The 22776-nt window shown below is 65.5% G+C and carries 24 protein-coding genes; 17 read left to right on the top strand and 7 right to left on the bottom strand.

Annotation, left to right across the window (positions count from 1 at the left end; genetic code table 11):
* Positions 1-88: 88 nt before the first annotated feature.
* Positions 89-1966 carry a sigma-54-dependent Fis family transcriptional regulator gene (locus tag RMO95_RS05475; RefSeq protein ID WP_310449588.1) on the bottom strand — a complete coding sequence of 626 codons (1878 nt, stop codon included), beginning with the start codon at positions 1964-1966 and terminating at the stop codon, positions 89-91.
* Positions 1967-2245: 279 nt separating this feature from the next.
* Here RMO95_RS05475 and RMO95_RS05470 point away from each other — a divergent pair, with 279 nt between their 5' ends.
* A complete protein-coding gene (locus RMO95_RS05470; RefSeq protein WP_310449587.1) occupies positions 2246-3526 on the top strand; it encodes a PQQ-dependent sugar dehydrogenase in 1281 nt (426 codons plus the stop codon).
* A 97-nt stretch (positions 3527-3623) separates the two neighbouring features.
* The gene (locus tag RMO95_RS05465; protein ID WP_310449586.1) at positions 3624-3968 is read left to right on the top strand and encodes a cytochrome c; all 345 of its coding nucleotides are present in this window, start codon (positions 3624-3626) and stop codon (positions 3966-3968) included.
* 190 nt (positions 3969-4158) lie between these two features.
* On the opposite strand, the gene RMO95_RS05460 is transcribed toward RMO95_RS05465, so the two are convergent.
* Both RMO95_RS05460 and RMO95_RS05455 read right to left on the bottom strand, forming a co-directional pair.
* A complete protein-coding gene (locus tag RMO95_RS05460) occupies positions 4159-4575 on the bottom strand; it encodes a putative toxin-antitoxin system toxin component, PIN family (protein ID WP_310449585.1) in 417 nt (138 codons plus the stop codon).
* Positions 4562-4831: a type II toxin-antitoxin system prevent-host-death family antitoxin gene (locus tag RMO95_RS05455; protein WP_310449584.1), complete on the bottom strand. Its 270-nt coding sequence runs from the start codon at positions 4829-4831 to the stop codon at positions 4562-4564. Before RMO95_RS05455 ends, RMO95_RS05460 begins: the two co-directional genes overlap by 14 nt.
* A gap of 128 nt (positions 4832-4959) precedes the next feature.
* Here RMO95_RS05455 and RMO95_RS05450 point away from each other — a divergent pair, with 128 nt between their 5' ends.
* The 14 genes from RMO95_RS05450 (at position 4960) to RMO95_RS05385 (ending at position 16783) form a co-directional block, all read left to right on the top strand.
* Complete coding sequence (locus tag RMO95_RS05450; protein WP_310449583.1) at positions 4960-5193, top strand: AbrB/MazE/SpoVT family DNA-binding domain-containing protein; 234 nt, start codon at positions 4960-4962, stop codon at positions 5191-5193.
* 4 nt (positions 5194-5197) lie between these two features.
* Positions 5198-5608: a PIN domain-containing protein gene (locus RMO95_RS05445; protein ID WP_310449582.1), complete on the top strand. Its 411-nt coding sequence runs from the start codon at positions 5198-5200 to the stop codon at positions 5606-5608.
* Between the two features lie 484 nt (positions 5609-6092).
* Positions 6093-6695, top strand: coding sequence for a hypothetical protein (locus tag RMO95_RS05440; RefSeq protein WP_310449581.1), 603 nt, complete (start codon positions 6093-6095; stop codon positions 6693-6695).
* A gap of 82 nt (positions 6696-6777) precedes the next feature.
* Entirely contained in the window at positions 6778-7293 is a 516-nt protein-coding gene (locus RMO95_RS05435) for a hypothetical protein (RefSeq protein WP_310449580.1), read from the top strand.
* A 637-nt stretch (positions 7294-7930) separates the two neighbouring features.
* Positions 7931-10081 (top strand): methionine--tRNA ligase, encoded by a 2151-nt coding sequence (metG, locus tag RMO95_RS05430; protein ID WP_310449579.1) that lies wholly within the window; start codon positions 7931-7933, stop codon positions 10079-10081.
* A 202-nt stretch (positions 10082-10283) separates the two neighbouring features.
* Positions 10284-10556: an acylphosphatase gene (locus tag RMO95_RS05425; RefSeq protein WP_310449578.1), complete on the top strand. Its 273-nt coding sequence runs from the start codon at positions 10284-10286 to the stop codon at positions 10554-10556.
* A gap of 57 nt (positions 10557-10613) precedes the next feature.
* Positions 10614-12389, top strand: coding sequence for an adenylate/guanylate cyclase domain-containing protein (locus RMO95_RS05420; RefSeq protein WP_310449577.1), 1776 nt, complete (start codon positions 10614-10616; stop codon positions 12387-12389).
* Positions 12386-13135, top strand: a complete 750-nt coding sequence (locus RMO95_RS05415; RefSeq protein WP_310449576.1) for an ABC transporter permease — start codon at positions 12386-12388, stop codon at positions 13133-13135. Before RMO95_RS05420 ends, RMO95_RS05415 begins: the two co-directional genes overlap by 4 nt.
* Positions 13132-13737: a hypothetical protein gene (locus RMO95_RS05410; protein ID WP_310449575.1), complete on the top strand. Its 606-nt coding sequence runs from the start codon at positions 13132-13134 to the stop codon at positions 13735-13737. The genes RMO95_RS05415 and RMO95_RS05410 overlap by 4 nt, the downstream gene beginning before the upstream one ends.
* On the top strand, positions 13737-14675 hold the full coding sequence (locus RMO95_RS05405) for an MlaD family protein (RefSeq protein ID WP_310449574.1): 939 nt from the start codon (positions 13737-13739) through the stop codon (positions 14673-14675). The genes RMO95_RS05410 and RMO95_RS05405 overlap by 1 nt, the downstream gene beginning before the upstream one ends.
* Positions 14665-15510 carry a hypothetical protein gene (locus RMO95_RS05400; protein WP_310449573.1) on the top strand — a complete coding sequence of 282 codons (846 nt, stop codon included), beginning with the start codon at positions 14665-14667 and terminating at the stop codon, positions 15508-15510. Before RMO95_RS05405 ends, RMO95_RS05400 begins: the two co-directional genes overlap by 11 nt.
* A gap of 67 nt (positions 15511-15577) precedes the next feature.
* A complete protein-coding gene (locus RMO95_RS05395) occupies positions 15578-15796 on the top strand; it encodes a hypothetical protein (protein ID WP_310449572.1) in 219 nt (72 codons plus the stop codon).
* 61 nt (positions 15797-15857) lie between these two features.
* Entirely contained in the window at positions 15858-16277 is a 420-nt protein-coding gene (locus tag RMO95_RS05390) for a thioesterase family protein (protein ID WP_310449571.1), read from the top strand.
* A 23-nt stretch (positions 16278-16300) separates the two neighbouring features.
* Complete coding sequence (locus RMO95_RS05385) at positions 16301-16783, top strand: thioesterase family protein (protein ID WP_310449570.1); 483 nt, start codon at positions 16301-16303, stop codon at positions 16781-16783.
* 15 nt (positions 16784-16798) lie between these two features.
* Here RMO95_RS05385 and RMO95_RS05380 read toward each other — a convergent pair whose 3' ends face one another.
* From RMO95_RS05380 to RMO95_RS05365, 4 genes are all read right to left on the bottom strand, one after another.
* A complete protein-coding gene (locus tag RMO95_RS05380; RefSeq protein WP_310449569.1) occupies positions 16799-17275 on the bottom strand; it encodes a WbuC family cupin fold metalloprotein in 477 nt (158 codons plus the stop codon).
* Complete coding sequence (dnaE, locus tag RMO95_RS05375; RefSeq protein WP_310449568.1) at positions 17272-20748, bottom strand: DNA polymerase III subunit alpha; 3477 nt, start codon at positions 20746-20748, stop codon at positions 17272-17274. Before dnaE ends, RMO95_RS05380 begins: the two co-directional genes overlap by 4 nt.
* A 114-nt stretch (positions 20749-20862) precedes the next feature.
* Complete coding sequence (locus RMO95_RS05370; RefSeq protein WP_310449567.1) at positions 20863-21240, bottom strand: c-type cytochrome; 378 nt, start codon at positions 21238-21240, stop codon at positions 20863-20865.
* Positions 21241-21406: 166 nt separating this feature from the next.
* The gene (locus tag RMO95_RS05365; protein ID WP_310449566.1) at positions 21407-22036 is read right to left on the bottom strand and encodes a ParA family protein; all 630 of its coding nucleotides are present in this window, start codon (positions 22034-22036) and stop codon (positions 21407-21409) included.
* Positions 22037-22147: 111 nt separating this feature from the next.
* On the opposite strand from RMO95_RS05365, the gene RMO95_RS05360 reads away from it, so the two are divergent.
* Entirely contained in the window at positions 22148-22699 is a 552-nt protein-coding gene (locus RMO95_RS05360; RefSeq protein WP_310449565.1) for a hemerythrin domain-containing protein, read from the top strand.
* The last annotated feature ends 77 nt before the right edge of the window (positions 22700-22776 follow it).

The following is a 22776-nucleotide window of genomic DNA, read 5'->3' as shown; positions in this document are numbered from 1 at the left end:
TTGAGTGAATTAGTCGGGATTTTATATCAGGATTGGCTGATGTGCCAAATCGGGCGACGAGAAGCAGTGCCGTGTCGCCATCGCCAACTTATCCGGGCGGTGGAAGCACATTCCCCTCGCGCAAGTGCCGATACACGGTGGTACGCGAAACGCCGAGGTTGCGCGAGGTGCGACTGACGCTGCGTCCGCTGCGCTCGAACTCGCGCAGCACCGCTTCGGTCGCGCCCTGGCGCAGGGCCGAGGCATCGGCGCCGGCGCCGCGCGGTGCAGCAAGCAGCGCCGGCAGTTGCGCGAGATCGATGCGCCGGGTCGGCTGCGAAAGCAGCGCACGGGTAAGCACCGAGCGCAGCTCGCGAAAATTTCCCGGCCAGGCGTAGCCCTTGAGCCAGCTCACGGCGGCATCGCTGATGCTCGCCTGGGCATCGATCGCGGCCAGCGCGAAGCGCACGCAGGCGGCGAAATCCCGCCGCCTGCGCAACGGCGGCAGGTCGACCCGCACCGTGTTCAGGCGGTAGAGCAGATCGGCGCGGAAGCGCTGCCTGGCGACTTCGCCGTCGAGATCGGCGTTGCTTGCCGCCACCAGCTGTACATTGACCCGACGCGCCTTCTGGCCGCCCACCGGGCGCACCGTCTGGTCGTCGAGGAAGCGCAGCAGCGCGGATTGCAGCGGCAGCGGCAGTTCGCGCACCTCGTCGAGCAGCAGGGTGCCGCCGTCGGCGCTGGCGATCAGGCCCTGATAGCCTTCGCGGCGCGCGCCGGTGAAGGCGCCGCCGACGTAGCCGAACAACTCCGCCTCGAACAATTCGCGCGGCAGGGCACCGCAGTTGATGGCGACAAACGGCCCTTTGCGGCCGCTCAGTTCATGCGCGTGGCGCGCCAGCAGTTCCTTGCCGCTGCCGGTCTCGCCCTGGATCAGCAGCGGCGAACCGAGCTTGACAGTGGCGGCGACGAGCTCGAGCACGCTGCGCAGGGCCGGGTCGTCGGCGACGAAATTCGGCGCCGCGACCGCCGCCGGAGCGGGCGCGGCGGCGACCGGGCGCGTGCCCGAGAGCGCCGGCCCGCGGTTGACCCAGCTGGTGACCAGGGAACTGCCCAGCACGTCGCGCAGGCAAATGTCCGCGCCGCCCTCCAGACGCGCCAGGAAACGCCCATACGGCTCGGCGAAGATCTGCTCGAAGGCTGCTCCGCGCCGTGCCGGAAGGCCGGTCAGCAGGGTGCGCGCGCGCCCGTTGCAGGCGCACAGCCGGCCGCCCGCGTCGAAAGCCAGCAGCCCGGCGCTGATGGTGCCGAGGAATTCGGGCCGCGGATGAATCGCGAGGACGATGGCGGCCTCCATCTGGTGCACCAGCAGCAGGTTTTCGATATGCGCCGAGGCCATCTGCACCAGCGCCTGGGTGTGGCGCTGGCGCGACTCGAAATATGACGAGGCGTCGAGCACGCCGACGATCGCGCCGCCGGCATCGCGAATCGGCGCCGCCGTGCAGGAGATCGCGTCATAGCGGGCGAAGAAGTGTTCCGGTCCATTCACCGCCACCGATTTGCCGGCCGCCAGCGCCGTCCCCAGGCCGTTGGTGCCGGCTACCTGCTCGGTCCACTGGCTGCCGGCGCGGATCGTCTCGCCCGACGAACTCATGGCGAAGCGGTTGTCGGCGTAGAGATCGAGGATCACGCCTTCGCTGTCGGCAAAGGCCAGCAGGAAGTTGGAGCCGGCGATCTGGTGGAACAGCGTCTCCAGTTCTGCCAGCGCCAGGCGGCGCACGTAGTCGGCCTGTTCGCGGCGGCGCCTGAGTTCGCCGCCGGCGACGACCGGCAGACGCGGCGCGGCATGCGCGTCGAGGCCCGCGTCGACGCAGCGCGCCCAACTGTCGAGAATGTCCGTCGAGGGGCTTTCGTCGGCCGGCAACGCCGACCCCGCAGTACGACTGGCCTGCGCACGGGCCACTGGCCGCGCCTGGTGCTGGAACATCCTCGTCTCCTGGGTCGAGTGGCGCGCGCAGCCCTGACCGGCGCGCCGGCGGCGTTATGTTCGCCGCTTTTTGTGGCGTCGAGAATAGCAGGGCGGCGGCGGCGCTTCAACTGACCAGTTTCTGTACAGTCGCCACACGGCGCGGCGCATTTCTGTACGCCGCCGCCAGCCGCCGCCGCGCCCTGCTGCGGCGCCAGGCACTCGGCATGCATATTGCAGAGCAGGGCGGGCCATCGACCGATGGACTCGTTCCCAAAACAATACCGACGGAGACAACCCATGCCATACCAATTGACGCGGCCGCTGACGGCCGCACTCGCCGCACTTGCCGCACTGCTGACGCTGGGCGCCGCATTGCCGGCCCATGCCCAAAGCATCGAGAAGCTGAAACAGATGAAGGTTTCCGGCGCCGACGTCAACATGCCGCCGGTAGCCCAAAGCGGCAAGAATGCCGACGCCATCCGCGAGAACCTGAAGCGGGTCAAGCTGCCGCCGGGCTTCAAGATCGACCTCTACGCCGTGGTGCCGGACGCGCGCCACATGGCGGTGGCGCCGTCGACCAACATGCTGTTCGTCGGCACCCGCAAGAACACCGTGTGGGCGGTGACCAACCGCAACAGCGGCGAAATGGCCACCGAGGTCAAGCCCTTCGCGCCCTCGCTGAAGTTCCAGACGCCCAACGGCGTGTGCTGGACCAAGGACGGCTTCCTGATCGTGGTCGAGCACAACCGCATCCTCAACTTCCCGGCGGCCGAGTTCTTCTATGAAGGCGGCGACGTCGCGGTGATCGAAGTGGTGGCGCAAGGCGGCCTGATCCCGGTCGAGGAAGAGTCGTACAACCACCACGCCCGCGCCTGCCGCGTCGGCCCCGACGGCATGCTCTACGTCACCCTCGGCCAGCCGTTCAACGTACCGCCGCGCGAGAAGCTGGCGCTGTTCGACAAGTGGGGCATCGGCGGCATCGTGCGCATGAATCCCTTCGACGGCTCCAAGCGCGAAGTCTATGCGCGCGGCCTGCGCAACTCGGTCGGCATCGAAATCAACCCCAAGGACGGCGCGGTGTGGTTCACCGACAACCAGACCGACGGCATGGGCGACGAGATTCCGCTGGGCGAGATCAACCGCGCCACCAAGCCCGGCATGTTCTTCGGCTATCCGTGGAAGCAGGGCAAGACGCGCATCACCGAGTTCGGCTACGACAAGGACCCGCTGCCGGCCAACATCACCGACCCGCAGGTCTATATGGTCGCCCACGCCGCCGACCTGGGTCTCGCCTTCTACACCGGCAAGTCCTTCCCGGCCAAGTACCGCGGCGGCCTGTTCTCGGCCCAGCACGGCTCGTGGAACCGCACCACGCCGGTCGGCGCGCGGATCATGTTCACCAGCCTGAAGAGCGACGGCAGCGCGGACAAGACCGAGGTCTTCGCCGACGGCTGGCTCGACGGCGAAACCGGCCTCTACCGCGGCCGGCCGGTCGACGTGGCGATGATGAAGGACGGCTCGATGCTGATCAGCGACGACTTCGCCGGGGCCATCTACCGGGTCAGCTACAACCCCTGAACCCCGTCCGCTGCAACTAAAACTCCCGCACCGCGGCGGGCATGGGCTCGACCCATGCCCGCCGCGCTCGTCTGCCTTCCTTTCCCCGGTGATTTCAATGCCACACACCCCCCACGCAGTCACGCGCCATCTGCTTGTCATTGTTGCAGCACTCTGCTTGCCGGCCATTGCCGGCGCCGCGCCCGACGATCCCGGCCGCCTCAAGGCGCGCCAGGTCTGCTCGGTCTGCCACGGCCTGGCCGGCATTTCCAGCGCGCCGAACACGCCCAATCTCGCCGGCCAGCCGGAAAGCTACCTGGCGGCCCAACTGCGCGCCTTTCGCAGCGCAACCCGACGCCACGAAGTCATGAACGTAATCGCCCACCCCCTGAGCGACGAGGAGATAGCCGCCCTCGCCCGCTGGTTCGCCTCGATCCGCATCGAAGCGCAGCCGCCGCAGTGATGCCGGTGCAAGAGTCGGCGCCGGCAGGACGGCGATTCGATATCCGCTTCGGCCTATTCGACCTAGTAGTCAGTCAACAAGGAAAAGGCGCATTCCCTGTAGGAGCGAGCTTGCTCGCGATAAGCCGTTGTCGCGAGCAAGCTCGCTCCTACAGGCATCGGTTTCAGCATGTCTGCGTACTAGCCGGCGGTCAGCGGATTCCGACCAGGAACGGCGCCGGCGGCATGATCGGAATGCCGCGCCAGGGATGCATGTCCGTCAGGTGCGGATCACTGGCGACAATCAACTCGGCCTCGGCGGTTTCGGCCAAAGCCAGGAATTTGTTGTCCTTGGGGTCGACGCAATCGCCAACTTCTTTGGTCACCACGAACAACACCACCCGCTCGCTAAAGCCGTCGATAAAGGCCTGGCGCAAGGCCTTCGACGCGTAGCGATCGAATTTCCGGCGCAGCAGCACTGTCGTCAATTCCATCAGCGTTTCTTCACTGGCGCAGACATCGAAATGCAACAGCGCTTTCTCCAGCGCCAGTGCCGGTATGGATTGCGGACGGATTGCGGCGCTGACCAAGACGCCTGTATCGATAACGACGCGCCTAGCGAAGCTCATGCACCAGCCGATCCACGTCGGCATCGGTCAGTTCGGCAGCGCCCGGTTGCGGCATCACCTGCGCGCGATACTGCGAATACCACCTTGCCGCTTCCTCGCGGCGCTTCTTCACGTCCGCCAGCGCCTGCATGTCGTGTTCCGAAACCACATAAGCCACGGTCCGCCCGCGGCGCGTGACCTCGATCGGCTCGCGCTGCGAGCGATCTATCAATTCGCCGAAACGGCTCTGCGCTTCGACCGACGTGACGGTAATCATTTGCTTCTCCTTGAACTAGCCATTACGGCCATATTAGCCATTTCATCGGATTAAGCAAGGAAGACGCGGGTAACGAATGGTCGTTCAAATACTTGCAGTATTGCTGCTTTTCTGCAAAACTGCAAAGCATGAAAACCACACTTACCATTACCGAGCGTGGCGTCATCACGCTTCCGGCCAAACTGCGCCAGGCCATGGGCCTCGCCGCCAACGACCAACTGATTGCCGAGACCACGCCCGACGGCCTCTTGTTGAAGCCCGCCGTTACACTGCCCATCGAGCTGTACAGCGACGAGCGCCTGCGCGAATTCGACGCGGCCGAGGCCGAATTGGCCGCCGTGCTGAAAAAGAAATCGCGCTGACGCAGTGCGGATTTTCCTCGACGCCAATATCCTGTTCTCCGCGGCTCGCGCCGATGGCGCGGTAAGGCAGTTGCTGGCGCTCTGCGAAGGCGCCGGACACGAGTTGTGGGCCGACGCTTACGTCTTCGAGGAGGCACGGCGCAATCCGGCCGCCAAGACTCCCGCCGGCCTCCCGGTGCTGAATGCCATGGCCGCCCGAATCAGCATCGGCGGCCTGATCGCCGGCAACAGCCTGCTGCCTGACACCTTGGTCCTGCCCGAAAAGGACAGGCCGGTACTTGCCGCCGCCATCCACCATCGCTGCGACATCCTGGTCACGGGCGACCGAACCCATTTCGGCCCACTCTATGGCACGACGATTCGAGGCGTGACGGTCCTGTCGCCGGCGATGCTGGCGGAGGCGTTACTGGACTGATGCTTGGCGCCGGGTCGCCAGCGCCAACTCTTGGGCTTTCGCTTCGAAGGGAGCTGCCGGGACTCGCCCCGGCGGGCGAGGTACTTTCTTGCTGCGCGGCAAGAAAGTACCCAAACGGGTTTGGCAAACACGGCGCCCGCCTCCCCGGCCCTGCGGCGGAGGGCTCGCCAGAGTCTCGCCCGTTCGCGCGGCGCAAGGCCAATCAATTGGCCTTGCGAAACCCCGCGCTCACCCCTCGCTGCGAAAGGCCCGCCGGGCCGGTCGCTAATCGCCTGGATACCTTCCGGCGCTCCGCGCCGGAAATAACTAGCCGGCCAAAATGCGGCCGTCGTCGGACAACGCGGCCGGAATTCTCCGGCGAACCTTCCTCGCTCGGCGGGTCAGAGGGGAAAGAAAACCGTCGCGGGAGGCAGGCTGGAACTAAAATCAATTACCCCTCCATTGCGGTGATTACCGACAAACCACTTTGCAGCATTCCTCTCAAATGCCGAACATTGAACAGTTGGTGAAATCACAGTTTGCAAAGGTGTTTACTGTCGCCGACTGGCCTCTGTTTAAAAAAATGGCCGAGGCAAACTTGCTTGAGGCTGCAACTCTTTTGAAAGCGGACATGCCCATCGAGAGTTCGCTGAAATTAGTTGCGCGAAATTCGAGGAAGCGGCTACTTATTGGTATAGGAATCGAGCTTCTGCTAAAGGCCATCTATCTAAAACAGGGCTATGCAATCAACCGTTCACCGAAGGATAGTCAGCTCAAGTTTCCATTCTTGGCGAATGACGTCAAGGACATACAGCTTGTCGAGGACAAAACTGTGATGCTCAATGAGTTGATCGAAAAGCTAACAATCGTAGTCGTACCGCTTCAGAATAGAACTTCGACGCTCAAGGGCTTACGGATTGCAAAGGTTTTTCGGAATAAGGAGGGGCATGGAGTCACAAGCAGTCATGAGTTCGATCCAACGAACTACACAGATATCGCCTCGTCACTGGTTGATCTTTACCGAGACGCCTTTGGGGAGAAGCTATCCGTTCAATTCTCACTTTCCAAAAACGAAAGAGCAGTTTGGCGCATATCCCCAAATGAATAATGATAAAGGCGCAAAGATACAGCGCAATCACTGACGCATTAACGTCGCTGTCCACCGCACCCACCTCTGGAGCTTTCCCAATATGGAGCCCATTAAGTTCTTGGTTTTGGCCGCATCTCTTCTCGGCACAACCGCCCTATTTGTCTTCTTGGTGCGCAGGGCTCATATCGACAGAAGAATCTACTGGATTGTTGGATGCTCGGCGGCCTCAATCGTATTGCTTGGGCTGCTCAATGGACTGATAGCCTCAGTCATCGCCATAGCGTTCACCTCTGGCTACATTGCCACTCGATTGGACGCACGTCGAATTGGCAAGAGGATTGCCGATTCGATGGGGATCGGGCACAACCTATTTTTTAGTTCAGTTGAGCAAACGCTACCAATGTACCTGACCGCTCTCGCAGTCCTTGAGAGGGAAGGTAATGGCGTGCCCCACGCGCGTCAATTTGTATTGCCTTACTTACTTGGCGGGCTAGATGTGCTTGAGGGACGGTTTGGGCGCCAACCGGAGATTGATGCCGCCAGAAATTCTGTGGAGCCGTTCTTGAAGGAACTTACTCAAGGAACTGCTCAGAAAACTGAGGGCTCGGAATCATAGTTAGCGAATTGCTCCAGAGACTTGACTTACACATCATCGCTATGAGGCTTTGTTTATTTGGCGGTTGCAGTGAACCGATTCAATCTAAGAGCGCGCGATAGAGACCTATGTTCCCTACCCCTCACCCCCGGGGCGTCACGGGCGACGGTTTTCATTCCCCTCTGACCCGCCGAGCGAGGAAGGTTCGCCGGGGAATTCCGGTCGCGTTGTCCGACGACGGCCGCATTTTGGCCGGCTAGTTTAGCGACCGGCCCGGCGAAGCTTTCGCAGCGAGGGCAGCCCGCAGGGCCGGGGAGGCGGGGCGTGCTTCTTTGCCTACTTTCTTGCACGAGCAAGAAAGTAGGTCGCCCGCCGGGGCGAGTCCCGGCAAGCCTCACGTAATTCCTGGATTCCCGCCTGCGCGGGAATGACGGAACATCAATAGTCGGCGCTGGCGACGCGGCGCAGCCACGATCTGGCACCCACCCAACGCCCGTGTCGCCCCCCATCCCCCTCCCAACCTCCCCCTTGAAGGGGGAGGAGACGGTGTTTCAGGCGTTCATGCGATTGCCCTGGCAGCCACCCCGCCCCGGTACAATGCCCCCCTTCAGATGCGGCAGGCCGCACGCCCGCCGCCAGCCCCCGGAAAGACCGTGTCATGACCCGCAAGATCCTCGTTACCAGCGCCCTGCCCTATGCCAACGGCGCAATCCACCTCGGCCACTTGGTCGAATACATCCAGACCGACATCTGGACGCGCTTCCAGAAGATGCGCGGCCATGAATGCTGGTACGTCTGCGCCGACGACACCCACGGCACGCCGATCATGCTGCGCGCCGAGAAGGAAGGCATCACGCCGGAGGCCCTGATCGGCCGCGTCCATGCCGAGCATTCGCGCGATTTCGCCGGCTTCCATGTCGCCTTCGACAACTATCACACGACGCACTCGGACGAGACGCGGCATTATTCCGAGGACATCTACGCCAAGCTCCAGGCCGCCGGCCTGATCGAGGTGCGCTCGATCGAGCAGTACTACGATCCGGTCAAGAACATGTTCCTGCCCGACCGCTTCATCAAGGGCGAGTGCCCCAAGTGCGGCACCAAAGACCAGTACGGCGATGCCTGCGAATCCTGCGGCGCGGCCTATGCGCCGACCGAGCTGAAGAATCCCTACTCGGCGGTGTCGGGCGCGCAACCGGTGCTGAAATCCTCCGACCACTATTTCTTCAAGCTCTCCGATCCGCGCTGCCAGGAATTCCTGCGCCGCGCCACGCGCGAGGTCTGCAAGGCCCAGCCCGAGGCGATCAACAAGCTGCAGGAATGGCTGGGCGAACCCGGCGAGAACAAACTGACCGACTGGGACATCTCGCGCGACGCGCCCTACTTCGGCTTCGAGATTCCGGGTGCGCCGGGGAAATTCTTCTACGTCTGGCTCGATGCGCCGATCGGCTACATGGGCTCGTTCAAGAATTTCTGCGCCAAGAAGGGCCTCGATTTCGACGAATTCTGGGGCAAGAATTCGCAGGCCGAGCTGTACCACTTCATCGGCAAGGACATCCTGTATTTCCATGCGCTGTTCTGGCCGGCCGAACTCGAGCACGCCGGCTATCGCATCCCGACCGGCGTCTTCGCCCACGGCTTCCTGACCGTGGACGGCGCCAAGATGTCGAAGTCGCGCGGCACCTTCATCACCGCCGAGAGCTATCTCGCGCAGGGCCTCAACCCGGAATGGCTGCGCTATTACTTCGCCGCCAAGCTCAACGGCACGATGGAAGACATCGACCTCAACCTCGACGACTTCACCCAGCGCGTGAATTCCGATCTGGTCGGCAAGTACATCAACATCGCCAGCCGCGCCGCCGGTTTCATCGCCAAGCGCTTCGATGGCAAGCTGGTTGCCGGACATTTGGCGGAAACCTTCCGCAAAGAGCTGCCGGGCCTCGCCGAGGCCGGCGAGGAAATCGCCGGCCATTACGAGGGCCGCGACACGGCGCGCGCGCTGCGCCGCGTCATGGCGCTGGCCGACCAGATCAATCAGTATGTGGACAAGAACCAGCCCTGGGTCCTGGCCAAGCAGGAAGGCCAGGAAGCCAGGCTGCACGAGGTCTGCTCGCTCCTGATCAACGCCTTCCGCCTGTTGACGATTTATCTCAAGCCGGTGCTGCCCAAGCTGGCGCAGCGCGCCGAGGAATTCCTCAACGTCGCGCCGCTGCACTGGGGCGATGCCAGCCACCTGCTGCCGCCGGCGCACCTGATCAATGCCTACGAACACCTGATGCAGCGCATCGACCCGAAGCAGATCGAGGCCCTGATCGCCGCCAACCGCGAATCGCTGGAACCCACGGCAGCGCCCGCCGCGCAGGTCGCCGTGTCACCAGCGCCAACTGTTGATCCGCAGTCGCCGCAACGCCACGCGCAGCATCAGCAGGCCACCGAGGACAAGGCGCAGGGCCAGGTGGAACCGAAGGTGCAGCACATCTCGATCGACGACTTCGGCAAGATCGACCTGCGCATCGCGCGCATCGCCGACGCGCAGCACGTCGAGGGCGCCGACAAGCTGATCCGCCTGACGCTGGATCTCGGCGAGGGCGGCACGCGCAATGTCTTCGCCGGCATCAAGTCGGCTTACGATCCGGCACAACTGGTCGGCCGCCTGACGGTCATGGTGGCCAACCTGGCGCCGCGCAAGATGAAGTTCGGCATGTCGGAAGGCATGGTGCTGGCCGCCTCCGATGCCGACGGCAAGTCGCCCGGCCTGTTCCTGCTCTCTCCCGACAGCGGCGCGCAACCCGGTATGCGGGTGAAATGAGGACATTCCCCCCGCCCCCCTTGCCAGGCAAGGGGGTGACGGTGGTTCGCGGGCTGCGCCCGCTCCGGTTCATGGCTGCCTGGCCTTGGAGTCCCCCAAGGGGACTGATGAATCCTCTGCGCAGCGGGCTAAGCGAGCACACGACGCTCGCAAAGCCACTGCGGATTCCTCCGGGGCGCGGCCCAACGGCGGCGAGGCGGTGATGCAAGTTCGCCGCCTGGTCATCAGCGGCATCGTGCAAGGCGTCGGCTTTCGCTACGCCATGATGTCGCAGGCGCGCCTGCTGGGCGTCGCCGGCTGGGTGCGCAACCGCCGCGACGGCAGCGTCGAGGCAATGATCGCCGGCGATGCCATACAGATCGAAGCCATTCTGGAATGGAGTCGCGAAGGTCCGGCCGGCGCCGTGGTCGCCGATGTCATGGTCGAGACCGCCAGCGGCGAGTTCGCCGACTTCGAGCTGCGCCCGACGGCCTGAGCCGACGGCCGGCGGCCAGCGGCTTTCCCCGCTGCGGCCGCATGCCATAATCAGTCCATGTTCCGCCTCTCACGCGATATCCTGATTGGTTTCCTGCTGGTGTGCGCCGCGGCCTGGGGCCTGATGGGAACCCGCACGCTGCGCTTCGCCGACCAGGCGCTCTACGATGTCCAGGTGCGCTGGCTGCGCGCCAACGCACCGACGCCGCTGGCTCACGACGTGGTGGTGATCGGCATCGACGAGGCCGCCTACGAATCCATTCCCGAGCCCACCGCGCTTTGGCATACCCATCTCGGCGCGCTGCTGGCCGGCCTTTCCTCGGCCCAGCCGGCCGTGGTCGGGCTGGCGCTGCCGCTGCCGGTGCGCTCCTACGACTTCCTGGTCAAGGACATCGATTCGGTGCTGCTGGCCGGCATCTACCGGCTGCGCGGCGCGGCGCCGCTGGTGGTGGGCCAGCCGCCCGGCGTCGACCGCAAGCTGCGCCCGATTGCGCCGGAATTGGCGGCCGCGATCGGCAAAAGCGCGATTGCCTCGCTGGCCATCTGCGAGGATACCGACGGCACCGTGCGCCGGGTCAACCAGCGCCGCTGCCGCTCCAACGAAAACCAGGAGCCGCTGGCGCTGGCCATGGCGAAGCACATGGGCCGCCAGGGATCGCTGACCGGCATGATCGACTACAGCGTCGGCGGCGCCATCGAATACACGCCGGTCGCCACGGTGCTGGACTGGATCCGCCGCGGCGAGGACGAGAAGCTGCTGGCCCTGGTGCAGGGCCGCGCCGTGGTGGTGGCGAACCTGCTGCCGACCGAAACCCGCCACCGCCTGCCGGTGCAGCTGGCGGCCTGGGAGCCGGGCAGCCGCACCGAGCCGGGCGCCGTGGTGCATATCCAGGCCCTGCGCTCGCTGCTCGGCCGCGGCCTGATCGAGCGCATGCCGGCGGACTTCACGCTGCTGCTGGCCGGCGTCGGCGTCCTGCTCTGGTTCGGTCGCAGCGACTGGGCGAAGGCCCTGGTGCTGGCCGGCGTCATCGGCGGCTTCGTCGTCGGCTCCACCTTCGCCCTCTGGCACGGCCGCTATCTGCCGGTGGCCAACATCGTCATCGTCACCCTGCTGGCCTTCGCCGCGCGCCATGCCTGGGACTTCGCCCTGCATTTCCGCGAAAAGCAGACTTTGCGCAGCATGTTCGCCGGCCACGTCAGCCCGCAGGTGATGCGCGCCCTGCTCGGCGGCGAGCTGCAGCTGGAACAGAATGGCCAGCGCCGCGAGGTGACCCTGCTCTTCGCCGGCATCCGCGGTTTCGCCGCGCGCGGCGCACAATCCACGCCCGAGGCCATGATCGCCCTGCTCAACCGCTTTCATGCCGCAGCCGCGCTGGCCATCCAGACCAGCGGCGGCGCCGTGGACAAATACGTCGGCGACGGACTGATGGCCACCTTCGGCCTGCCGCAGCCGCTGCCGGCGCCGCAGCGCAACGCGCTGGAAGCCACCCAGGACCTGCTGCTGCGGGTCGACCGGCTCAATGCGGAACTCGCCGCCGAAGGCATCGCCCCGCTGCAGATCGGCATCGGCATCCACTGCGGCGAAGTCCTCGCCGGCTATGTCGGCGCCAGCCAGCGCCGCGAGTTCTCGGTGATCGGCGACGCCGTCGGCATCGCCGGGCGCCTCGAAGCCATGACCAAGCAATACCCGCATCCGGTGATCTGCTCGCAGGAAGTGGCCGCCGCCGTCGACCATGCCGGCGGGCTGGTCGATCTCGGCCACCCGCAGGCCGATCTGCCCGCCCTCTGGGGCTGGACCCCGCCGCTCACGACGCCGCGCGGAGAAGCCAAGTGAGCCCCCTGGCCAGAGGCCGCATCGCGGCTTACCTGGGCCTGATCTGGTTCGTCGGCAGCCGCCATCGCGAACTGCGCCGGCCGTTGCTGCGCGAGCAGCTCTACCGGCAGATCCATGGCGCCGGCGTCGCCGCCCTGCCGGTGATCGGCGTGCTCGCCATGCTCACCGGCGCCGCCGCGGCGACCCAGTTGTCGGCACTGATCGGCGGCGACAGCGACCTGACCCAGCGCATGCTCTTCCTCGGCCTGTTCTACGAGCTGGCGCCGCTGCTCTCGGCGCTGGTGGTGGTGGCGCGCAGCAGCGCCGGCATCGCCTCGGAACTCGCCGTGATGCGCCTGCACGACGAATTCACCGCCCTGCGCCGGCTCGGCGTGCCGCCCGCCGACTACCTGCTGCTGCCGCGCATCGTCGGCATGGCCATCGCCCTGCCGGCCGTGACCGCCTGCTTCCAGGCGGTATCGATAGGCAGCGGCTGGCTCGCCACGGCCCTCGTCGAAGGCCGGCCGCTGGCCGAAGCGGCCGGCCGTTTCCTCGATCTGGCCGACCCCTGGCTGGCCCTGCTGAGCCTGGTCAAGAGCGCGCTGATGGGCGCCGCCGTCGGCATCATCGCCTGCCACCACGGCAGCAGCGGCACGCGCGGCAGCCAGGGCATTTCCGGCGCCGCGATGCAGTCGGTCGGCACCGGCCTGATCGCCGTCTTCGTCATCGACGTGATCTTCGCCCTGCTGCTCTACGTGCTCAGATGAGCCAATTGCATGCAAACGTCGCCGAGCGCAGGCTCTCGCTGTACGAGGGCGAAGCCCTGCGTCTGGCGCTGCCGCTCGACGCCGGCGGCCGCCATCGCCTGGTGGTGGGCGACGACGACATCGCGCACCAGGTGGTGGCAGCACTCGAACACTGCCCCGGCGTCGGCGTGCTGCCCGCCGACGGCGGCCTGCTCGGCAACCAGACGGTGGCCGGGAATTTTGCGCTGGTGCTGCGCTACGACGCCGCCGAAATCCGCGACCTGCGCGACCAGGACCTCGATGCCGCCTTCCAGCTCTGCGGCATGACGCCGGAGCGCGTCGAAGTCCTCGCCCGCGAACAGCCGATGAACCTCGAACGCGGCGAACGCTGGAAGGTCGGCTTCGTGCGCTGGCTGCTGCGCCCGCCCGAACTACTGGTGATCGACCGCCTGTTCGCCGGCCTCACGCGACGCCAGGCCAACGCGCTGATCGCCGTCGAAGCCGTCTATCACGCGCGCCATCCTTTCCGGCCGGTGCTCTTCGTCGATCTCGACAGCCATGAACTGCCCGTGCTGCCCGATTGTCGAAGCTCGACAGAACTTTCCGAACTCGCGGAGGCTTGATGTCCCTGCTGACCCAATACGATGCCGATGCCGCCGCGCTGCGCCGCGGCATCCGGCGCTTCCTGATCGTGGCAGTGCTGGCGACGCTGGCCGTCGCCGCCGCCATCGTGGTGCGCCAGGGGGTGTTCCGCCAGACCACCAGCTACAGCTTCATCACCAACAGCGCCCAGGACATCGTCAAGGGCCAGCAGGTACGCATCGCCGGCTTTCGCGTCGGCTCGGTGGCCGACGTCAACCTCAAGGACGACGGCCAGGTACTGGTGAATCTGGAAATCGATGCCGACCACATGCGCTTCATCACCCATGACGCACGGGTCGAACTGCGCAAGGAAGGCCTGGTCGGCTCGGCCACGCTGGAAATCCTGCCGGGCGCGGACAAGAGCCGCCTCGCGCCGGCGCAGGCGCGACTGGCGTTTTCCCGTGCCGACGGCCTCGCCGCGCTGGCCAACCAGGTGCGCGACGAATTCATCCCCATCCTCAAGGACATCAAAACCATCACCGGCGCCCTGGCCGATCCGCAGCAGGGCCTGCCCGGCACGCTGGCGCAGATCCGCTCGAGTTCGGAAGCGCTCAACACCCTGCTGGCCAACAGCAACCGCCAGATCGAAGGCATCGGCGGCACGGCGATCCGCATCCTCGGCAAGACCGAGCAGGACCTGAAATACCTCGGCCAGACGCTGGAGACCGCCAACCAGCGCCTGCCCGCCATGATCGATCGCACCCAGCAGGTGCTCGATCACGTCGAGAAGATCACCGCCGAGGCCGAAACCAGCGTGCCGCCGGCACTGCGCGACGGCAGTTCGGTCGCCGCCGACGTGCGCGAGATCGTCAGCGGCGCGAAGCAAGCCTGGCCGATCCGGAATTTCGTCGATGCGCCGGCGCCGGCCACGCTCAAGGCCGACAGCGACCCGCGCGGGGAGGCTGCCCGTGCGCGCTAGCCTCTTGCTGTTGGTGACCCTGATCCTTGCCGGCTGCGGCTCGACGCCGCAACCGCCCGAGCCGCAGCGCCTCAGAGCCGCGCTGGAAGCCGAAAGCGAAGGCGCAAAGCGCTACGAGCGCGGCGACTATGCCTTCGCCGCGCGCCGCTTCGACACGGCCGTGCGCCTCTACGCCGCGATCGACGATAGCCGCGGCGCCGCGCGCAGCCGGCTGCACCTGGCGCGCAGCGAACTCGCCCTGGGCCGCGCCGAGGCCGCGCTGGGCGTGCTGGCGACCGCGGCAGGCAGCGCCGATGCCGGCCTGGCGCTGGACATCCTGCTGCTCAAGGCCCAGGCGCAACTCGCGCTGGCACACGATGCGGAGGCGCGGCAAAACCTCGCCGCCGCCGCCGGACTATGCGCCGGCACTTGTGCCCAGGCCGCCAGCCTGCATCTGCTGCAGGCACGCGCCGCGCTCGCTGCCCGGGACGCGGCAAACGCGCTGGCACATGCCGAAACGGCGCTGAAACTGTTGCAGGGCAAGGACTTGGCGCATGAAACCGGCAATGCCTGGCGGCTGGTCGCCGCCGCGCGACTGGCTACCGGCGATGCCGCCGGCGCCTTGCCTGCGGCGCAGGCGGCACTCGACATCGACCGCCGCCTGGCGTTGCCCGAAAAGATCGCCGGCGACTGGCTGCTGATCGGCGACATCCGGCGCAAAGTTGGCGCTGGCGATACGGCGGCCGCCTACCGGCGTGCGCTCGCTGTGGCCGACGCCGCCGGTTTGATTCAAATATCAATGATGGCGACACAAGCTTTGAAGGATATCGGCATGGAGAAAAAACCTGCCCGCTGACTACCCCAAACGGCATATTTGGCGGTATGCTTGAAGCCTCGCTTAACCACCCGCAGAGGAGAGCATCATGGCCCGCAAGAAGAAACTCGATTTTTCTGACATAGCCGATGCCCGCAAGAAAGAGCAGCTGAACCAGAAGGATTTCTGGACGCGCTACGGCGTCACCCAGTCGGGCGGCTCGCGCTACGAATCCGGCCGCAACATTCCGAAGCCCCTGGCCATCCTGTTGTGGCTGCATCGCTCGGGCAAGGTCACGGACAAGGATCTCGCCGACGCCCTGAAGTAAGCTGCAGGGCATTTGTGCGGCCCGCACTGCCGGGGCCGCCGGCGAACGAAAGACGGCAATCATGATCGAAACGGCACGTGGCACGGTCCACGAGTGGCAGCGCGACCATATGGGCCACATCAATGTGCGCGCCTACATGGAGTTCCTTGACGCTGCCTGCTGGCAGTTCTATGCCATGCTGGGCATGACGCCCTCGCTACTGCGCAGCGGCGCGCTGCATCTGGCCGCCGTGCAGCAGAACATCAGCTACCAGAAGGAGTTGTACCCCGGCGACACCGTGGCGGTGCGCACCGGGGTTCTGGAAATTCGCGGCAAGGTGCTGCGTTTTCGCCATGAGCTGTTCAATACCGAAACCGGGGACATCTGCTCGGTCTGCGATTTCACCGTGGTCTGCCTCGACCCGAAGACCCACAAGTCGCGGCTTTTTCCGGATGAAGTCACGGTCAAGGCACTGGCATTTATCCTGCCCGCAACGGCATAGCCCCCCCACTTCGCCCGCAAACCATGAAGAAAGACACCGCGGCCGATCCGCTGCAGGAGTTCGAGCCGGAATTCGTTGCCGGCCTGAAAAAGATTTTCGAGGAAATGATCGTCTTCAACCAGGTCCTCGGCCTCAAGATCGCCTCGATCACGCCGGAGCGCGTCATGGGCCGCATCGCCATGCGCCACGAACTGGTCGGCAGCCCCAACCGGCTCCATGGCGGCGTCATCAGCGCAAGCCTCGACGCGATGGGCGGCCTGGCGGTGATGGCGGCCATCGGCGCGCGCCACATGGACGAAGCGCCGGCGCAACGACTGCACCGCTTCGGCAAGCTGGGCACCATCGATTTGCGCATCGACTACCTGCGCCCCGGCATCGGCGAGCACTTCGAACTGCACGCCGAAGTCCTGCGTCTCGGTTCGCGCGTCGCCACCACGCGCATGGAATTCCGCGGTGCCGACGGCAAGCTGCTGTCGACGGGCTCGGGCGCCTATATCGTTTCCTGAGCCCGGCTCGGGCTGCTACAGGCGCGTCACCAGCGCTTTCACGATGGCCAGATAGGGCGCGGCCTCCGGGGTATTTTCCGCCGGCGCCCAGGGCGCCTTTTCCGCCGCGGTGAAGGGCCGGTAGGGACCGGCCTTGGCTTCGAGAAACACCGTATCGGCTTCCAGCGCCACGGCCGTATGCCAGGTGCCGTGGGGAATATCGACGCCGAGCGCCGCGCCGCCAGCGCCAACTTTCACGCTGCGCACGATGCCCCCTTCGTCGTCGAACAGCACCAGCCCGAGCAGGCCGCGCAGGACGACGAAGGTTTCGTCCTTGTCCGGATCGAGATGGCGATGCGGCGGAATATAGGAATCCGGCTGCATGGCGTTGAGCAGGCGATGGGCCGGATGATCGTCGGTCGGGTGGAAATTGCGGTTCTTGCGCCGGCGCGGGTTGGCCGCAGCCTCGGCGCAGAGCGCATCGAGCAGCGCGTTGTCGATCAGCGTGATCATTGGTAGATCACTTTCACGTTCTCCGCCTTGAGCCAGTCGGTGAGGCCCGCCAGCAGCGCATCGTCGAGCCGCACGCGCCAGCTTTCGGGCAGCGGCAGTTCGGCCGTCGCATCGCCGTTGCGGTAGGAGAGCCGCACCGGGCAGGGGCCGTTGCGGAAGGGACTCAGCAGCGCCTGCAGGCGCCTGGCGTCGGAGCCGCCGTTCATGGTCAGGCGCAGGCCGCGGGCATAGCGGCCGCGCGCCTCGGCCAGGGTGTAGAGCTTGTCGGCGGTGATGCGCAGGCCGCCGCTGTAGTCGTCCTTCTGTACCTTGCCTTCGACCAGCAGCAGTTCGTCTTCCTTGATCTTGGCCCGCTCGGCATCCCACAGTTCGTTGAACACCGTGACTTCGAGCTGGGTGCTGCCGTCGTCGAGCACCACCACGGCCATCTTGCCGCGGCGGGTCATCTGCGTGCGCGTGGACATCACCACGCCGGCCAGCAGCACCGGCTCGCGCTGCGGTTCGAGCTGGCCCAGCCGTCGCTTGACGAAGAAACCCAGCTCGGCAGCGTAGGCGTGGTAGGGATGGCCGGAAAAGAAGTAGCCCAGCGCCGGCTTTTCATTCATCAGCTGTTCGCGTTCCGTCCAGCGCGGCACATGGGCAAGATGCGCGTAGTGCGCGGTGTCTTCCTGGGCCCCGGCACCCATGTCGAACAGGCCGCCCTGCATGGCATTGCGCTCGGCCTGCTCGGCGGCTTCGAGGGCGACGCCGGTCGAGGCCAGCAGCTTGGCGCGATGATCATCTATACCGTCGAACGCGCCGGCACGGATCAGGGCCTCGATCACGCGGCGATTGACCACGCGCTTGTCGATGCGGCGGCAGAAATCGAACAGGTCGCGGAAGGGGCCGTCGCCGGGTTTGTCACCCTCCCGGGCTTTCAGGATCACCGACAGCGCCGCCTCGCCGGTGCCCTTGATGGCACCGAGGCCGTAGCGGATGGTCTTGCCGTCGACCGGGCGGAAGCGGATGCCGCTGTGGTTGATGTCGGGCGGCAGGAACACCAGGCCGTTGTCGATGGCGTCCTTGTAGAAGAACTGCACCTTGTCGGTGTTGGCCATTTCCGAGGACAGCGTCGCGGAAACAAACGCCGCCGGATGATGCTGCTTGAGCCAGCCGGTGTGGTAGGCCACCAGCGAGTAGGCCGCCGCGTGCGACTTGTTGAAGCCGTAGCCGGCGAACTTCTCCATGACGTCGAAGATTTCGTTGGCCTGGCCGGCGCCGATGTTGTTCTTGCCCGCGCCCTCGACGAACACGGCGCGCTGCTGGTCCATCTCCTCCTTCTTCTTCTTGCCCATGGCGCGGCGCAGCAGGTCGGCGCCGCCCAGGCTATAGCCGGCCGCCACCTGCGCGGTCTGCATCACCTGCTCCTGGTACACCATGATGCCGTAGGTGTTGGCCAGCACCGGCTCCAGGCTCGGATGCGGGTAGACGACTTTCTCGCGGCCGTGCTTCCTGGCGATGAAGGTCGGGATGAAGTCCATCGGCCCCGGCCGGTACAGCGCGTTCAGCGCGATCAGGTCTTCCAGCCGATCCGGCCGCGCCTGCACCAGCGTGTCCTTCATGCCGCCGGATTCGAACTGGAACACCGCCGTGGTGTTGGCGGTCTTGAACACCGCGTCATAGGTTTCGCGGTCGTCGAGCGGCAGGGTGGCGAGGTCGATGTCCGCGCCCTCGACTTCCTTCGCCAGGCGCACCGCCTCGTCGAGTATGGTCAGGGTGCGCAGGCCGAGGAAGTCGAACTTGACCAGGCCGGCCTTCTCCACGTCGTCCTTGTCGAACTGCGAGACCACCGACTCGGCGCCGGCTGCGGCGTAGAGCGGGCAGAAATCGGTGAGCTTGCCCGGCGCGATCAGCACGCCGCCGGCATGCATGCCGACGTTGCGCGTGAGGCCTTCGAGCTTGAGCGCCAGCGTCCAGAGTTCGGCGACTTCCTCCTCGGCCTCGATTCTTTGCCGGATCAGGGGTTCCTTCGCCAGCGCATCGGCCAGCGTGATGCCGAGTTCGTTGGGGATCAGCTTGGCGAACTGGTCGACGAAGTTGAAGCCGAGGTCGAGCACGCGGCCGACGTCGCGGATCACCGCCTTGGCCGCCATGGTGCCGAAGGTGGCGATCTGCGACACGGCATGCGCGCCGTATTTCTTCTTGACGTAATCGATGACGCGGTCGCGACCTTCCTGGCAGAAGTCGATGTCGAAGTCGGGCATCGAGACCCGTTCCGGATTCAGGAAGCGCTCGAACAGCAGGTCGTAGCGCAGCGGATCGAGGTCGGTGATGCCCAGGCTGTAGGCCACCAGCGAACCGGCGCCGGAGCCGCGCCCGGGGCCGACCGGCACGCCGTTGTGCTTGGCCCAGTTGATGAAGTCGGCGACGATCAGGAAGTAGCCGGGGAAGCCCATCTTGATGATGGTGTCGATCTCGAAGTCGAGCCGGTCGACATAGGTCTGGCGCTGCTTCTCGCGCTCGGCCGGGTCCGGGTAGAGCAGCTCCATGCGGCGCACCAGGCCGGCATGCGACTCGCTGGCGAGGAAGGCTTCCAGCGGCTCGCCGCCCGGGGTCGGGAAATCCGGCAGGCGGCTCTTGCCCAGTTGCACCGTCAGATTGCAGCGGCGGGCGATTTCCACCGAATTCTGCACTGCCTCGGGCAGGTCGGCGAAGAGTTCCGCCATCTCGGCCTGGGTCTTGAAATACTGCTCCGGGCTATAGCGCTTGGGTCGCCGTTTGTCGCCCAGCACATAGCCGTCGGCGATGCAGACCCGCGCCTCGTGCGCCTTGTAGTCCTCGCGCTGGAGGAACTGCACCGGGTGCGTCGCCACCAGCGGCAAGCCCAGCCGGGCGGCAAGATCGACGCTGGCCGCGACCAGCACCTCGGCAGCGGCGGCATCGCGGCCGGCAGGTCGCTGCAGCTCGATGTAATAGGCCGCGGGAAACAGTTGCGCCCAGACCTGGGCGCGCACGTCGGCCTGGTCCAGCTTGCCGGCGGCCAGCATCTGCCCGATATCGCCCAAGGGGCCGCCCGATAGCGCGATCAGGCCGCTGTTGTCGCCCTGGCCGAGCTGGGCGCGCGTGATCTCGGCGCGACCGTGGCGGCGCGGCGCCAGGTAGGCGGCGGACAGCAGTTCGCAGAGGCGCAGGTAGCCGGCGCGGTTCTTCGCCAGCAGCAGCAGGCGCGCCGGTCCATCGTGCTTGTCGCCGGCATCCTCGTCGCCGATCCAGATATCGCAGCCGATGATCGGCTTGATGCCGGCGCCGCGCGCCGCGGAATAGAACTTGACCATGCCGAACAGGTTGGCGAGGTCGGTGATCGCCAGGGCCGGCTGGCCGTCGGCCGCGGCCTGCGCGATGGCCTCATCGATGCGCGTCAGGCCATCGGTGATCGAGTATTCGCTGTGCAGCCGGAGATGGACAAACCTGGGGAGGGACGACGGGGCGGACATGGCAAGGCGATTTTACTCCCGCGCCCGCAGCACGAGAGCCTGAATTCCATGCCGCCGGGACCCGCCGCCGTGCGGGCAAAGCGGCGCCCATACACCCCGGCGCCGCTGTCCGGCTTACTTCTTGGCCGGCGCCGAAACGGCCTTGGTGAACATGTAGAAAATCGCGTTCTTGAATTCCGCGTCGGTCAGGTCGGCACGGCCGCCGCGCGCCGGCATGCCGTGATGGCCGCGGATGGCGCCGAGCGCCAGGGCATCGAGGCCCTTGCTGGCGCGCTTGGTCCAGTCATCTCGGTCATCGATGCGCGGCGCATGCTTCTTGCCGGGACCATGACATTCGATGCATTTTGCATTGACCACGCTCTCGGCGCTGCGGTCGGACACGACAGCCGCGGTCGGCGCCGCAGCACTTTCGGCGGCCTTTTCGGCCGACTGCACGGTGCCGGCACCGATTGCAAACGGAATCGCCAGCAGCATCACGGTCTTGCGTTTCATGATTATCTCCAGGAGTGAGAAAGTGTCGAGTTGCTGAAGATTCTAGTCCTTCGACACCCGTCATTCGTGGCAGATAAAAGCTGCGTATCGGCGCATAACCGGCCTCACTGAGCGCCGAAACCAGCACCAAAATCCTTGCGCCGCAAGGCTTTCGGTTTACAGGGGTTCAGATCGGCCGCTGCACCCAGTCCAGCAGCGGCTGCCACTGCTCGAGGTCCTTCTCCGCACGGCTGGCCGCCAGCTCGAAAATGCTCATGCCATGGGCGGCGGCCTGCACGTAGTTCTGCGTGTCACGCAGGTGGGCCACCACCGGCAGGCCGGTATCGGCGAGGAAGCGTTCCAGTTCCGCCGCGGCGCGGGTGCGCGCATCGACGCGCATGGCAACGATGGCGACGAAGGCTTCATGCTTGCGGATTTCCTTTTCCTCGGCCAGGGCGTCGAGGAAATGCCGCGTCGCGAGGATGTCGAAAATCGACGGCTGCAACGGCACGATCACGCGCCGCACCAGCTTCAGCACCTGGCCCAGCTTCTTGCCGTGGAGGCCGGCCGGCGTATCCAGCACGACGTGCGTAGTGTCCTTGGGCGGCCGCGCCGGCTGCTCGGGAGCGATCTCCCAGGTGGCGATATGCGGCAGCCCCGGCGCACGCAGCTTCAGCCATTCGCGCGAGGACTGCTGGCGGTCGATGTCGCCGAGCATGACGCGCCGGCCCTGGCGGGCGAAAAACGCCGCCAGATTGGTCGCCAGTGTCGTTTTGCCCACCCCTCCCTTGGGATTGGCGATCAGAAAGGACTCCATGGACGTGGACTCTACCACCGGCGACAAAGACCCTGATCCTGATATGGATCAATTACAGAACGGTTTTGCACGCCTAGCCTGCACCACGACATAAATCTTGAGGGAAACATCATGTTCTTATTCGACCTGTTGTTCGGCAACAAGAAAACTGCTGCGCCCCCTGCCCGCGAGCCGGTCATCGTCAATGTTCCCGCGCCTGCGCCGGAGACAAAGGCAGCCCATGCGCCTGGCACGCACATCAATCACGACGCCAAGCTGATCACTTCCCTCAAGGAAGACCACCAGAAGCTGCTCAAAACCTTCCAGGCGATCGGCGCCGCCAGTTTCGCCGGCGAGATGGTCAAGGTGCAGGGCCTGCTGGGCCAGTTCCAGACCATGATCATGGATCACCTGCTGAAGGAAAATGTCCGCCTCTACGTCTACCTCGAACATCTGCTGGCGAACGACTCGGTCAGCCACCAGATGATGCACGGCTTCCGCCACGAAATGGACGGCATCGGGCGCGTGGTGGTGGGCTTCCTCGAAAAATACAAGGCGATCGGCGAGTATCCGGAACTGAGCGACGCCTTCGCCACCGACCTGCGCGGCATCGGCGAGGCCCTGGTGGCGCGCATCAAGCGCGAGGAAGACATCCTTTACCCGATGTACTCGCCGCCGAACTGAATTAGCAGTCAGTCAACAAGGGAAAGGCGCATTCCCTGCAGGAGCGAGCTTGCTCGCGATAAGCCGTTGTCGCGAGC

Source organism: Sulfuritalea sp., from assembly GCF_031426875.1.
Taxonomy (GTDB): Bacteria; Pseudomonadota; Gammaproteobacteria; order Burkholderiales; family Rhodocyclaceae; genus Sulfuritalea.
Note: the sequence above shows the minus strand (reverse complement) of the source record. Positions and strands in the feature narration are given on the sequence as shown.

What these genes read in the sequence shown, in the direction of transcription:
- RMO95_RS05420 (WP_310449577.1), top strand. Translation starts at nt 10,614, where the DNA reads ATGTTCCGCCTCTCACGCGATATCCTGATTGGTTTCCTGCTGGTGTGC.
- RMO95_RS05385 (WP_310449570.1), top strand. Translation starts at nt 16,301, where the DNA reads ATGAAGAAAGACACCGCGGCCGATCCGCTGCAGGAGTTCGAGCCGGAA.
- RMO95_RS05410 (WP_310449575.1), top strand. Translation starts at nt 13,132, where the DNA reads ATGAGCCAATTGCATGCAAACGTCGCCGAGCGCAGGCTCTCGCTGTAC.
- RMO95_RS05470 (WP_310449587.1), top strand. Translation starts at nt 2,246, where the DNA reads ATGCCATACCAATTGACGCGGCCGCTGACGGCCGCACTCGCCGCACTT.
- RMO95_RS05395 (WP_310449572.1), top strand. Translation starts at nt 15,578, where the DNA reads ATGGCCCGCAAGAAGAAACTCGATTTTTCTGACATAGCCGATGCCCGC.
- RMO95_RS05360 (WP_310449565.1), top strand. Translation starts at nt 22,148, where the DNA reads ATGTTCTTATTCGACCTGTTGTTCGGCAACAAGAAAACTGCTGCGCCC.
- RMO95_RS05455 (WP_310449584.1), bottom strand. Translation starts at nt 4,831, where the DNA reads ATGATTACCGTCACGTCGGTCGAAGCGCAGAGCCGTTTCGGCGAATTG.
- RMO95_RS05475 (WP_310449588.1), bottom strand. Translation starts at nt 1,966, where the DNA reads ATGTTCCAGCACCAGGCGCGGCCAGTGGCCCGTGCGCAGGCCAGTCGT.
- RMO95_RS05365 (WP_310449566.1), bottom strand. Translation starts at nt 22,036, where the DNA reads ATGGAGTCCTTTCTGATCGCCAATCCCAAGGGAGGGGTGGGCAAAACG.
- RMO95_RS05425 (WP_310449578.1), top strand. Translation starts at nt 10,284, where the DNA reads ATGCAAGTTCGCCGCCTGGTCATCAGCGGCATCGTGCAAGGCGTCGGC.
- RMO95_RS05370 (WP_310449567.1), bottom strand. Translation starts at nt 21,240, where the DNA reads ATGAAACGCAAGACCGTGATGCTGCTGGCGATTCCGTTTGCAATCGGT.
- RMO95_RS05435 (WP_310449580.1), top strand. Translation starts at nt 6,778, where the DNA reads ATGGAGCCCATTAAGTTCTTGGTTTTGGCCGCATCTCTTCTCGGCACA.
- metG (WP_310449579.1), top strand. Translation starts at nt 7,931, where the DNA reads ATGACCCGCAAGATCCTCGTTACCAGCGCCCTGCCCTATGCCAACGGC.
- RMO95_RS05460 (WP_310449585.1), bottom strand. Translation starts at nt 4,575, where the DNA reads ATGAGCTTCGCTAGGCGCGTCGTTATCGATACAGGCGTCTTGGTCAGC.
- RMO95_RS05450 (WP_310449583.1), top strand. Translation starts at nt 4,960, where the DNA reads ATGAAAACCACACTTACCATTACCGAGCGTGGCGTCATCACGCTTCCG.
- RMO95_RS05465 (WP_310449586.1), top strand. Translation starts at nt 3,624, where the DNA reads ATGCCACACACCCCCCACGCAGTCACGCGCCATCTGCTTGTCATTGTT.
- RMO95_RS05440 (WP_310449581.1), top strand. Translation starts at nt 6,093, where the DNA reads ATGCCGAACATTGAACAGTTGGTGAAATCACAGTTTGCAAAGGTGTTT.
- RMO95_RS05380 (WP_310449569.1), bottom strand. Translation starts at nt 17,275, where the DNA reads ATGATCACGCTGATCGACAACGCGCTGCTCGATGCGCTCTGCGCCGAG.
- dnaE (WP_310449568.1), bottom strand. Translation starts at nt 20,748, where the DNA reads ATGTCCGCCCCGTCGTCCCTCCCCAGGTTTGTCCATCTCCGGCTGCAC.
- RMO95_RS05390 (WP_310449571.1), top strand. Translation starts at nt 15,858, where the DNA reads ATGATCGAAACGGCACGTGGCACGGTCCACGAGTGGCAGCGCGACCAT.
- RMO95_RS05405 (WP_310449574.1), top strand. Translation starts at nt 13,737, where the DNA reads ATGTCCCTGCTGACCCAATACGATGCCGATGCCGCCGCGCTGCGCCGC.